The sequence below is a fragment of the uncultured Comamonas sp. genome, assembly GCF_964277875.1.
Lineage (GTDB): Bacteria > Pseudomonadota > Gammaproteobacteria > Burkholderiales > Burkholderiaceae_C > Comamonas > Comamonas sediminis.
The window spans coordinates 197,287-209,823 of the sequence record NZ_CAXYJV010000047.1 but is presented as its reverse complement, the minus strand read 5'-3'; the positions used below and the strand labels follow the sequence as shown (position 1 = coordinate 209,823).

Here is a 12,537-nt window from a genome sequence, read left to right as displayed (position 1 = left end):
TCGTATTAGTGCGAATCAAAAAACAAACTCCATTGACTCATCATCTCTCGGCGATTTTCCAAAGCATCTCCTCGCCGATAAGCGGCCTCTACCTTGTTTTCCAAGGTGTGAGCTAAAGCTTGTTCAGCCAGTTCTCGAGGGAAGTTGGTTTTTTCTCCAGCCCAATCGCGAAATGTTGATCGAAAGCCGTGAGGAACTGCACTTGCTTTCATTCACCGCATTACGGCGGTTAGGGTCATGTCAGAGAGTGGCTGCCCTTTAGTACCAGGGAATATCAGGTTAATATCCGCAATGCGAGGCATTCCGCAAGTAGTTTGAGTGCTGCTTCAGAGAGTGGTACGCGGTGCTCTGCGCCAGCCTTCATGCGTACCGCTGGAATTGTCCAGATGGCTTTATTAATGTCAATTTCTGACCACAGGGCTCCACGTACTTCGCCGGAGCGTGCTGCGGTGTAGATTAAAAATTCAAGGGCTTTTGCTGCTATACCAGCACGCGTACGCAAGTCCTCGATGAAGGACGGCATGTCATCTACTGGTATGGCACGGTGGTGTTCCACCCTTTGGATCTTGCCTGGTGCTGCCAACACCTTGTCGAGGTGGCCTTTCCAGCGAGCTGGGTTCTCTCCACTACGGTATTTGCGCATAGTAGCCCAATCGAGTATGGACTCGATCCTTCCACGCAGCCGACTCGCAGTTTCGTTCTTGGTGTTCCAGATGGGCTCCAGGCACGCCAAGATGTGAGGCAGATCGATGGCCGAAACGCTCACTAGCTCCAGATGCAGCATCGCTTACGCTTCAAGGGTGTTCTCCCATTGCTGGCGGTCCTTAGCTTTCTTCCGCCATGGGAACTTGACCCTGAGAATGCGTCGGAACACTAAAGGAGGGTTCTGTCGGAGGCGGCCTTGACCCCATGGCTAGATTGGTTGCTTTAATGTGGTGATGGGGCGATGACCTTCACAGATCCTTTCGTGTAGCTTCCGTGTGGTGGGGCTAATAGGGGACTGTGGGCCTTGCTTTGGTTGTGACCTTGACAAGCTCTAGATTGTGGGGGTACAAGTGGGGGTACAAATAGGATGTTTTAATTGGTAATTTTATTATTTTTAGAGGTATTTAAAGTATGTTTCAATTGACGCCAGCCCACCATACAAGACAACGCCACACAAGAGGAAAGGCTCTGTGTGGCGTTATTTTTTGGCCTGCCGGTTGTCTGTGATTGTCCAGAAAATCACACCGAAATCGCACCGAAATCGCACCGAAATCGCACGTGTCTATTGAACAGCCTTTAGGCTCGTATTGGCTTCTGGCATTTTTCCCGGATGAACTTGCCGCAGCTGCAAAACACCACCCCCCATATAGATGGCCCAGCTGCGAGCCAAACCGCTTTGCGTTGCCCCAGCACATGGAAGCCCAGGTGGTTTCGTTGCATTCGCATGAATAAGCCTGTAAAGGCAGTGTAAACATGGCATAGTTGCGTGGGTCGCGCTGGGTGGCGCTCTCTCCAGTGACTGAATGGCTGCCTATGCCATGTGCAGCCGACGCCGGGAGTGCGTGTCAGGAAGCTGGTCAGTGGTCTGTCCCTGGGCCGGTTTCTTTTTGGTGAGCCACCCTGTCAATACACATGCCAACGCGGCTTGGCTGAACTATGAATATCTATGAGACACAGCATCGGACATTACCTGGAGGCAGCCGGCGGCGCAGAGGGGCGCAAGGATAATTTTTTGCTGATCCGGCTGGTGGCTGCAACGCTGGTGATTTACGGCCATGGCTTTGCGCTTGCGGCCTTGGGCAGTGGCCAGCGCGACTTTTTTACCCAGTACCTCGGCTACCGCTATTCCGGTGATGTCGCGGTGGCGGTATTTTTTCTGATCAGCGGCTTTCTGGTTGCGGGCAGCCTGGAGCGCAGCAAGTCCATTGTTCGGTTTGCACTGGCCCGCGCGATGCGTCTTTTCCCCGGGTTATGGGTTTGCGTGCTGGTCTGCGCGCTGGTGATGGGTCCGCTGATTACCGTGCAATCGCAGGCCGATTACTGGTCGTCTCCGCAGACGTGGACCTATGTCTGGTCGAACGCTTCTTTGGCGGAGATACAGTGGCTGCTGCCCGGGGTTTTTGAAAGCAACCGCTATAGCCCTGCCGTTAACGGCTCCCTCTGGACACTGCCGATTGAAGGCAGCATGTACCTCTATATGGGCCTGCTCGGGCTATTGGGCATTTTTTCCTGGCGCTGGCTGACCACCGCCTTGATAGCGGGTTTTGCGATTTGGACCTACCAGGCTGCGCAGCTCCAATCCGTCCCCTTGCAAGAGGCCGCCCGGCTGACCTTGTTCTTTGCCTGTGGCGCGCTGTTCTACATCCATAAAACGCGCATCCCCTTGCATCTGTCCATCGTGGCCGTATTGGCCGTGGTGGCATGGGCCTGCCGGCATACGGTTCACTACGAGCTGGCCTGTTCCACCGCGCTCATTTATTTTGTTTTCTGGCTCGCCTATGTTCCACGCCTGCCATCCCCGCGCTGGCTGCTGGATATCTCCTATGGCACCTATTTGTATGGCTGGCCGATACAGCAGCTGATCGCCAAGTTCTATCCTGCCGCCACGCCGCTGCAGATGACGGTGATCGCGATCCCTTTGACCTGGGTCGTCGCGCTGATGTCCTGGAAGCTCGTGGAAGAGCCTGCTTTGAGGCTGTTCAAGACATGGAGCAAGAAGGATTTCTCGCTGCCGTTCCGGCGCAAACCCGTCGTTGGTGTATCTGGTTGAGCGTTGCCATAAAGGCATGAAAAAACCGCCCTGAGGCGGTTTTGGTTTTAAAGCCTGGGCCAGCCAGGGCATTTACTCAGCTTGTGCAGCCACGCTTTCGATCGCCAGGCGCAACAGGTTGGGATCGATGGCTGGCGCTGCTGCTTCATCATGGGTTTCAGACTTCAACACGATGCCTGTGCCCGTGCCGGCGCGGTCCGTCAAGCGGCGCATCGTTGCCAGGTACACCTGCGAGCTGGGGCTCACATAGTAGCCCTCACCGTCGTTCACGCTGTAGTTGAACTGGTAGCCGTACTGGAGCCGTCCGGTCACCGTCACCTTGGCGCACACCACTGCACCTGCCGCCGTGCCCTTGACCTGGTATTCACAGCCAAAGGTACCTTCGGCGGTGGTCACCAAACCATTGCCGTCCTGTGTGGGGGCCAGTGTCCGCTCCAGTCGAACAAAGTCAGATATCGGGGTAGTGGAATTAAGGGGGCTGAGCAGCCAGATGCCTTTGAGGCCTTGTGGGTCAAATCCATAGGCGAAGTTGAATCGAGAGATCTCCTTTTCTGCTTCACCCGGCAACGTAATAAACCCCTTGGTGCCCGACACAAAACGCATCGACACGGTGCCAGCGCTGCCGTCCTCCTTGCCCGACAGATCGCCGCTGCCCAAATAACGGCCACCACGGTATTTGTTCAAAGGCGCAGAGTAGCGGTCATTGGCCAAGGTGCCGCTCGTCATATAGAACGTGGCATTGCCGCTGGCATCGTAGGCATACATTTGCATGACCAAGGTGTTGTCCTGCACATCAATGGCCAAACCACGGCCAGGTTTGCCATTGACCTCGCTGGTCATGATCCAGGTGCCTGTCTGTGGTGCAAATGCTTGCGCCAAACCGCTGCCGAGCAACGCACCTACCAATGCAATTTTCTTCAAGATCATCATAGCTCCGTTGTAGATCTTTACATTCTAATAACTAATCCTTACATTGCCCTTGCCAAGTCGCCATGTGCCTTATTGTTGACAAATGCAGTGCGGAGGGTCCAACCAATGTCGCAAATAAAGCAGATTTAAACTTTTGGTTTCTTTTAATGCTGTCTTTTTTATGGATGCATGGTGGCTTGGGGAGAATCTCATAAGGCGCAACCCACCATATGCGATACCGCAGCATTGGCTGCGGGTGTGCGTTGCCCTGAATACGGATGAGGCGCTGAAAGGCCGCCGCTTCCGCCCTTCCGATTGCACTTGGGCATCCGGCGAAGAAAAGCGGCCACGGCCATGCGCGGCAAAACGGGGCAATCTGCGATGCCGGAAGTATGCCGTTTGATCCTTGCCCGGGTTTTTGCCAGCGGGAGACCGATCCACCCCGCCCCAGACAAGCCTGGCGTTGCAGAGGGTGCCTTCGCCCAGCTCTCTCAAACCCGTCGTGCTAGCCTGCTTGCGCCAGCAGAGCGGGTGGCAAGGTGCTGTACTGCCTGCGAAGAACGCTGCGGGCATCCCCCCTCGGGCACGAGCAGCGGGGGCGGGGATCAACGGCGGAGTGCGCGGTTCGCCCAGCCCGGGCGGCTTATGGCGTTGCCAGCGGCCAGCGCGGGGCCAGCCGTGGTGCAGAAGCGCTCCTTCTTTCAGGCGCCGCGCTCACCCTCAGGATTTGACCAGCGGACACTTGCCTTCGGACAGCGGCCGGAAGGCCTGCTCCCCCGGAACCGTGGCGATGATCTTGTAGTAGTCCCAGGGCGCCTTCGATTCTTCGGGCTTTTTGACCTGCACCAGGTACATGTCATGCACCATGCGGCCGTCCTCGCGGATCTTGCCGTCGTCGCTGAAGAAGTCCTTGATGGGCATCTTCTTCATCGCGGTCATCACGGCGCCGGTCTCGTCGGTGCCGGCGGCTTCTACCGCCTTGAGGTAGTGCATCACTGCCGAGTAGGTGCCGGCCTGGGCCATGGTCGGCATCTTGTTCATCACCTTGAAGTACTTTTGCGACCAGGCGCGGCTCTCGGGCGTGCGGTCCCAGTAGAAGGCGGTCGTCGCATACATGCCCTGGGCAGTCTTCAGGCCCAGCGCATGCACGTCCGAGATGAACATCAGCGCAGCGGCCACCTTTTGCTTGTCGGTGATGCCGAACTGGCGCGCGCTCTTGATCGAGTTGATGGTGTCGTTCACGCCATTGGCCAGCGCAATCACATCGGACTTGGAGGCCTGCGCCGTCAGCATGTACGACGAGAAATCGGGCGCATTGAGCGGGTGCTTGACCGTACCGATCACCTTGCCGCCGTTCTTGTCGACGGCCGCCGTGATGTCGTTGGACAGCGCCTGGCCAAAGGCGTAGTCGACCGCCACGATGTACCAGCTCTTGGCGCCGCCCTCGGTGACCGCCTTCACGGTGCTGTTGGCGGTGGCATAGGTGTCGTAGGTGTAGTGCACGATGTTGGCCGCGCAGTTCTCACCGGTGATCGAGCTCGAACCCGCCTCGGTGTTGATCAGCACCTTGTTCTTTTCCTTGGCCACGGTGGCCACTGCGTTGTGCACGGCGGTGTTGCCCAGGCCGATGACCATGTCCACGTTCTCGCGGTCAAACCATTCGCGCGCGCGGGTGGCGCCAATGTCGGCCTTGTTCTGGTGGTCCACCGACAGCAGCTCGATCGGCTTGCCCAGCACCGTGCCGCCAAAATCCTTGATCGCCATCGTGGCCGCCGCGACCGTGCCCTTGCCGCCGATATCGGCGTAGGCGCTCGAGGTGTCGCTGATCACCCCTATGCGCACGGCATTGTCGGATAGGCCCTGCGCCCAGGCGCCAGAGGCCAGGCCAGCAGATGCAAACAGGGTCGTCAAACAAGTGGTTCTGAACTTCATGGAAATGGTCTCCTGGTATTTTTATCGTGGGCCTCGGCCAGGTAGCCTGGCGGGCACGGTGTAACGGATCGCACAAAGGGGTTAGCGCAAACTGGGGCAGGGCGGAGGGGTCAGGTCATGCGGCGCTCCTTTATGGGTGGCGTGGCCGCTGTCTCGTTGGCAGGCTGGCCCTGCAGCTCGGCCAGGATCATGGCCTTGAGCCTGAACTTCTCGATCTTCTGCGTCAGCGTGCGCGGGAACTGCTCGACCACGCGGATGTGGCGCGGCCGCATGAACTTGGGCATCTTGCGGTCGCACCAGTCATGCAGCGCCTGGCGGTCAATGACCTGCTGCTCGCGCGCCACCACATAGACCACCACATCGTCCTCGTCGCCCTCGTGCGCGGGGATGGCAAAGGCGGCCGTCATCTCCACGGCCGGGTACTGGTTGACCAGGTCCTCGATATGGAAGGACGAGATGTTCTCGCCGCGCACCCGGATGCGGTCGCCCATGCGGTCCACAAAGCTCAGGCTGCCATCGGCATGGCGCAGCGCCGAGTCGCCGGTGTGGAACCAGAGGTTGCGAAAGGCCTTGGCAGTCGCCTGGGGCTTGCCCAGGTATTCCACCAACAGGTAATAAGGCAGCTTCGACCGAAAGGCCAGCTGCCCGGCCACGCCCACAGGGCACTCGCCGTCGCGCTCGTCCAGCACGGCGGCCTCCACAAACAGGCTCGGGTGGCCCAGGTAGCCCTTGCCCACCTGGCCGGCCTGCGCCGGGCCCAGCAGCTCCAGGCCCAGGGCCGCCACCTGCGCGCGGATCGCCTCGCGCGTCTGCCCGCGCCGGTAGGCGGGCGGCGATTCGCAGCTGGCGTCCGTCTCTTCAATGACCGTGAAGCAGGACATACCCGACTCCGTCTGGCCAAAGCCGGCCGTCACAAAGTCAAAGCCGAAGCGGCGCGCAATCTCCGCATGGCGCTGGGGCAGCGGCTGCATGTAGACCTTGTTGAGGCTGTTGTGGTGGTCGTTGGCTGCCGGCGCTGCCTTGGCCAGCCAGGAGATCATCGTGTCCACCAGCACCGCACTGGTTGCGCCACTGACGGCAATGCGGCGCCAAAAGTCATGGGGGCTGAAACGGTCCCAGCAGGCCAGGCCACTGCCGGCCCACACCGCCCGCACCACATTGAACACTGCGCCGCCCACGTGGTACATCGGCAGGTCGTTGTAGACCACGTCATGGCCATTGAGCATCTGGCGGAACAGGTAGGTGTACTGGTTCATCCAGCGGTGGCTTTGCACCACGCCTTTCGATGGCCCGGTGGTGCCGGAGGTGTAGATGATGTTGCACAGGTCGTTATAGGCCAGCGCCAGATCCGGCTTGGGCGCGGGCTGCAGCAGCGCGGCCCAGTCCGTCTCCGCATGCGGGCCGCTGTAGGCCACGCGGTCCGCCACCGCATCATGGCTGCCAGCGGGCGGCTCGTAGACCACCACATGGGCCAGCGCTGCGACCTGGCCCAGCTCGTCACGGATCGCATTGAGGGCCGGCACCAGCGCGCGCTCGGCCAGCAGCATCACCGGCTGGGTGTCGCCAATCTGGTAGGCCAGCAGGCGCTCGGTCAGCGCAAAATTGATCGGCGCAAAGACGGCGCCGGCCTTCCAGATGCCAAACATGGCCAAGGCGCTGATGAGCTGGTTGCGCATGAACACCGACACCGGCATGCCCCGGCCGATGCCGGCAGCGGCCAGGTTGCCGGCGATGGCATCGGTGATGCGGTCAAACTCGGCATAGCTCAGGCGCACATCGTCTTCGCCATAGAGGTAGAAGAGCTGGTCGCCCTTGGTACGCGCCCAGTGCGCCAGGCGCTCGGTGACCAGTTCGCCATCGCGCTGCAACAGCTCCAGCAGGGCCTGCCTGTCCAGTGCGGCCACGGGGTGGGCAGCTGCGGTCATGTGGCGCTCGCTTTCTGCGGCTCCTTCAGCAGCCGCCGCAGCACCTTGCCGGTGCCCGTGGTAGGCAGCGCATCGCGGAACTCGATCTCCCGGGGCGCCTTGTAGACCGACATCTGCTCGCGGCACCAGTCAATCAGCTGCTGCGCGCTCACCGCTGGCGCGCCCTTGCGGGCAATGACGACGGCCTTGACCGCCTGGCCCTTGTGCGCATCATCAATGCCGATCACCGCCACCTGCGCCACCGAGGGGTGCTTGATCATGATGGACTCGACCTCTTCCGGGAAGACGCTGTAGCCCGATACCTTGATCATCTCCTTGAAGCGGCCGGCAAAGGTCAGGTAGCCATCGCTGTCGATCTTGGCCATGTCGCCGGTATGCACCCAGCCGTCCTTCAAGGTGCTGGCCGTGGCCTCGGGCTTGTTCCAGTAGCCCTTGAAGTTGCCCGGGCTGCGCAGAATCAGTTCGCCCACCTGGCCGGCGGGCAGGTCCCGGCCGGTGCTTGCATCGATCACGCGGCATTCCACCCCCTCGATAGGAATGCCGTGCGCGCCCCATTTGATGGCATCGACGGGCATCGAGGTGTCCCAGGTGTGGGTCTCGGACATGCCATAGGTCACCTCGAACAGCTGGCACTGCGGCGCCAGGCCGCGCCACTGCTCGGCCAGCGCCTGGTTGATGGTGATGCCAAAACTGGTGCTGGGGTTGATGCGCAGCGCACTGAGGTCATAGTCGCGCGCGCCTTCGACCTGCATTACCGCCGCATTCATGCTGGCCACGCTGTACCACCAGGTCACCCGGTAACGCGCCAGCGCCTGCAGCACCTGCACCGGGTCAAAGCGGTACAGCAGCACGCAGGGGATGCCGGTGTAGAGCGTGACATTGAGGCCGATCAGCATGCCCGCGATGTGGTTCAGCGGCGCCACTGCCAGCATGGTGTCGTCATCGCGGATGGGGTTGTTGTCTGCCGCTGCATGGGCCTTGAACAGCGCATTGCGGTAGGTCAGCATGGCCCCCTTGGGCAGGCCGGTGGTGCCCGAGGTATAGGTCATCAGCGCCACATCGTCCATGTCCAGCGCGCCCACATCGGGCGCAGGCATCGGTGTGCGCAGGCAGTCCATCAAGTCTGTCGTGCCTTCGATGTGGCGCTTGGGTGTGTCGATTTCTGCGGGCAGGTCGATCGTTGGCTGGGCCGGCAGCAGATCGGCATAGTGGGTCAGGAACACATGTTCAATCGCCGTCTTGGGGCGCGCCGCCTGCACGATCTCGTAGAGCACATCGGCGGCGACGATCACCTTGGCGCCCAGGTCGGAGAGCTGGTACTCCAGCTCATGGCCCTTGAACAGCGGGCTGCAGGGGCCCACCACCGCCCCCAGCTTCTGGATGCCGATATGCGCAATCACGTACTGCGGGCAGTTCTGCATGAAGAGCGCTACCCGGTCACCCTTGACCACGCCGCGCTGCTGCAGCTGGTGCGCAAAGGTATCGCTCATCTGGTCCAGCTGCGCCCAGCTGAGGGCGCTGCCATACCAGATGAAGGCGGGCTTGTCGGGCTGGCTGCGCGCATGCTGGCGCAGGTACTCATGCAAGGGCTTTTCTTGTTGCCGGTACGCGATGGGGGTCATGGTGTCTCCTACGGTCCTGGTGTTTTTTGGGATCTCGGTCGCAGTCTTTGGGTGAGTGCCTGGTGCCTACCAGGGCGATACACCCGATGCCGCCCGCCCCGGGCTGGCCGCCGGCAGGCTGGCGAGCATGCTGGCGAGCCAGCCGCGTGTCTGCGCCGGGTCGATCACATCGTCGATCTCGTTGTAGCTGGCCACGTTCAGCGCCTTGCCCTGGGCATAGATCTCATCGGTTTTGGCCTGGAAGTAGGCTGCCTTCTCGGCAGCGTCCTCCAGCGCCTCCAGCTCGCGCCGGTAGGCCAGGCGCACCGAGCCTTCGATGCCCATGGGCCCCAGCTCGCCGGTGGGCCAGGCCACCGTGGCCACCGGTACCAACAGGTTGCCGCCCAGCATGGCCTGCGCGCCCAGGCCGTAGGCCTTGCGCAGCACAATCGCCAGCACCGGCACCTTGATGTGGCTGGCCGTGACAAAGATGCGGGCAAAGTGCCGCACGGCTGCTGCCTTCTCGCTCTCGGGCCCCACCATGAAGCCCGGCGTATCGCACAGCGATACGACCGGCAGGCCATAGTTGTCGCAGAGCTCCAGAAAGCGCGAAATCTTGTCGGCGCTATTGGCATCGAGTGCGCCGCCCAGGTGGCTGCCATCGTTGGCCAGCACGCCCACGGCCTGGCCCTGCAGCCGCGCAAAGCCGGTGACCACGCTGCGGCCAAACTGGGCGCGCAGCTCCAGAAAGCTGCCGCTGTCAAACAAGGTCTGCACCACGGCACGGATGTCGTAGCCCTTGACCCGGTTCTCGGGCACCAGTGCGCGCAGCAGGCGCTGGTCGGCATGTTCGCCAGGCGGCAGCTTGCCCTGCACAAAGCCCAGGTAGGTCTGGGCCAGGGCCACCGCCTCGGTCTCGTCGCGGGCCAGCAGGTCGATCACGCCATTGCGCGTCTGCACGGCCACGGGCCCCACCTCGTCGGCCGCCACCACGCCCAGGCCACCGCCTTCGATCATTGCCGGCCCGGCCATGCCGATGCTGGCATCCTGCGTCGCAATGATCACATCGCAGCAGCCCAGCAGGGCGGCATTGCCGGCAAAGCAGCGGCCCGAGACCACGCCAATCGTCGGCACCTTGCCCGACAGCCGCGCCATGTGCGTGAAGGTGGTGAACTCCAGCCCCGACACGCCCACATAGTCGGTGTCACCGGGCCGGCCACCGCCGCCTTCGGCAAACAGCACAAAGGGCAGGCCCAGGCGTTCGCTGGTGTGCACGATGCGGTCCATCTTGCGGTGGGCCATAAAGCCCTGCGTGCCGGCAAACACCGTGTAGTCATAGGCCATCACAGCGCAGCGCGATTGCTCGGGTCCAAACTGCAGGCCGTTGATGCGGCCCAGGCCGGTGATGGTGCCGTCCGCCGGGCTGAGGCGAATCAGCTCTTCCTCGCTGCGGCGGCCGCGTTGCATCGCCAGGGTCAGGCCGCCATATTCGACAAAGCTGCCGGCATCCAGCAACTGGTCGAGGTTCTCGCGTGCGGTGTTCTTGCCATGGCGCCGGCGCTTGGCCACCGCTTCGGGGCGGGCCGCATCCATCAAGCCCTGCTGGCGCTGCAGCACCTTGGCCAGATCGGGGCGTATCGCATCGAGGTCAGCTTGCTGCTGCCCGCTGGCCAGCGCATCGGCCGATGCATCGGGCAGCACCCAGCCCAGCAGGGTGCCCGTCGCCACCACCTCGCCCAGCAGCGCGCTGCGCGCTACAAAGCGGCCGCCCTGGCCCAAGGCCACGCTGTGCTCCAGCTTCATGGCCTCTAGCACCGCCACCGATGCGCCCTTGGCCAGCACGGTATGGGCATCGGTCTCCAGCGCAATCAAGCGCCCGCGCATCGCAGCGCGCACCGCATGTGCGCCTTCGGGCAGCGCGGGCTCGTCGTTGCTGTCGGCTGGCACGCCATTCTGGCCGGCGGTTTGAGGACCAGGCTGGCGCTGTGCTGCCAGCGCTGTGGCTGCCGCATGCAGCGCCGGGCCTTGGCGTTCCACATAGGTGGTGTCGATCTTGCCGTGCAGTACCTGCGCGTCGCGCAGCAGCGCCCGCAGGTAGTCCAGGTTGGTCTCCACGCCCTGGATATGGAACTCGGCCAGCGCGCGGTCGGCCTTGGCGCAGAGCACCTCGAACTGGCTGGGCCCGCTGACGACCACCTTGGCCAGCAAGGCGTCGTAGTTGCCCGAGGTCTCGTAGCCGGTATAGCCAAAGCTGTCCACCCGCACGCCCGGGCCGGTGGGCGGCTCAAAGCGCGCTAGGGTGCCGCCCGTGGGCAGGGCCTGGGCATCGGGCTGCATGCTTTCCATGTTCACACGCGCCTGCAGCGCCAGCTGGCGGGGCAGCGGCAGTGCCTGGTCCAGGCCCAGATCCTGCAGGCTGGCGCCATCGGCCAGCGCAAACTGCAGCGCCACCAGGTCCAGCCCGGTGATGGCCTCGGTGATGGTGTGCTCCACCTGCAGGCGCGGATTGCATTCGATAAAGATGTACTGGCCGCTGCGGCTGTCGACCAGGAACTCCACCGTGCCCAGGCCTTGGTAGTGCATCGCGGCGCCCAGGCGGCAGGCATGCTGCACCAGCTGCGCGCGCAGCGCGGGGCTGATGAAGGGGCTGGGTGCAATCTCCAGCAGCTTCTGGTGGCGGCGCTGCAAGGTGCAATCGCGCTCAAACAGGTGCTGCACCGCGCCGCTGCCGTCGCCCACGATCTGCACTTCTATATGGCGGGCGCCGCTGATGAGCTGCTCCACATACAGATCGCTGCGGCCAAAGGCGCTCAGCGCTTCGGAGCTGCAGCGGTCAAACGCGGCTGCCAGGTCTGCGGCATGCATCACCGCGCGCATGCCCCGCCCGCCGCCACCCGCCAGTGCCTTGAGCATCACCGGCCCGCCGAGCTGTTGCATAAAGGCCTGGGCCTGCGCCAGGCTGGTGGCGCTGTGCGTGCCTTGTGCCACCGGTACCTGCTCACGCTGGGCCAGTGCACGCGCCCGGGCCTTGTCGCCAAAGGTCTCCAGCGCCTGGACCGAGGGGCCGATAAAGCGCAGGCCGGCGGCCGCGCAGGCCTGCGCAAATGCGGCGTTCTCGCTCAAAAAACCATAGCCGGGGTGGATGGCGTCACAGCCTTCCTGGTGTGCAATTTCAATCAAGTGCGCGCCGTTCAGATAGGCGGCTGCGCCCTGGGCGCCCAACGCGCGGGCTTGGTCGGCCGTGCGGCGGTGCAGACTGGCTGCATCGTCGCTGGCGTAGACCGCAACGCTTGCGATGCCCCGGTCTGCGGCCGTGCGCGCAATGCGCACCGCAATCTCCCCCCGGTTGGCGATCAATACCTTGTGCATGGATATCCTTCTCTTTGCGATCGCGCTGCCCGCATCAGCGCGGCAG

Annotated in this window: 8 protein-coding genes and 1 pseudogene; 1 reads left to right on the top strand and 8 read right to left on the bottom strand. The window is 62.5% G+C overall.

Annotated features, from left to right (window positions below; all coding sequences use genetic code 11):
- Nucleotides 1–5: 5 nt before the first annotated feature.
- From ACHWUQ_RS19800 to ACHWUQ_RS19790, 3 genes and pseudogenes are all read right to left on the bottom strand, one after another.
- Nucleotides 6–212, bottom strand: a complete 207-nt coding sequence (locus ACHWUQ_RS19800) for an integrase (protein ID WP_394682194.1) — start codon at nt 210–212, stop codon at nt 6–8.
- A 62-nt stretch (nt 213–274) separates the two neighbouring features.
- Nucleotides 275–643, bottom strand: coding sequence for a tyrosine-type recombinase/integrase (locus ACHWUQ_RS19795; protein ID WP_394682269.1), 369 nt, complete (start codon nt 641–643; stop codon nt 275–277).
- Between the two features lie 12 nt (nt 644–655).
- Nucleotides 656–784 (bottom strand): annotated as a pseudogene (locus tag ACHWUQ_RS19790) (phage integrase central domain-containing protein); the annotation flags it as partial.
- An 867-nt stretch (nt 785–1,651) separates the two neighbouring features.
- Between ACHWUQ_RS19790 and ACHWUQ_RS19785 the strand changes: the two are divergent.
- Nucleotides 1,652–2,755, top strand: coding sequence for an acyltransferase family protein (locus ACHWUQ_RS19785; protein WP_394682193.1), 1,104 nt, complete (start codon nt 1,652–1,654; stop codon nt 2,753–2,755).
- A gap of 72 nt (nt 2,756–2,827) precedes the next feature.
- Here the strand turns inward: ACHWUQ_RS19785 and ACHWUQ_RS19780 are convergent, their stop codons facing one another.
- The 5 genes from ACHWUQ_RS19780 to ACHWUQ_RS19760 all read right to left on the bottom strand — a co-directional run bounded on the left by ACHWUQ_RS19780 (nt 2,828) and on the right by ACHWUQ_RS19760 (nt 12,491).
- Complete coding sequence (locus ACHWUQ_RS19780; protein WP_312462027.1) at nt 2,828–3,682, bottom strand: hypothetical protein; 855 nt, start codon at nt 3,680–3,682, stop codon at nt 2,828–2,830.
- Nucleotides 3,683–4,384: 702 nt separating this feature from the next.
- Complete coding sequence (locus ACHWUQ_RS19775; protein WP_394682192.1) at nt 4,385–5,596, bottom strand: ABC transporter substrate-binding protein; 1,212 nt, start codon at nt 5,594–5,596, stop codon at nt 4,385–4,387.
- Nucleotides 5,597–5,706: 110 nt separating this feature from the next.
- Complete coding sequence (locus ACHWUQ_RS19770; protein ID WP_394682191.1) at nt 5,707–7,521, bottom strand: AMP-binding protein; 1,815 nt, start codon at nt 7,519–7,521, stop codon at nt 5,707–5,709.
- Entirely contained in the window at nt 7,518–9,143 is a 1,626-nt protein-coding gene (locus ACHWUQ_RS19765; RefSeq protein ID WP_394682190.1) for an AMP-binding protein, read from the bottom strand. The genes ACHWUQ_RS19770 and ACHWUQ_RS19765 overlap by 4 nt, the downstream gene beginning before the upstream one ends.
- 66 nt (nt 9,144–9,209) lie before the next feature.
- Nucleotides 9,210–12,491 carry a carboxyl transferase domain-containing protein gene (locus tag ACHWUQ_RS19760; RefSeq protein WP_394682189.1) on the bottom strand — a complete coding sequence of 1,094 codons (3,282 nt, stop codon included), beginning with the start codon at nt 12,489–12,491 and terminating at the stop codon, nt 9,210–9,212.
- Nucleotides 12,492–12,537 lie beyond the last annotated feature (46 nt).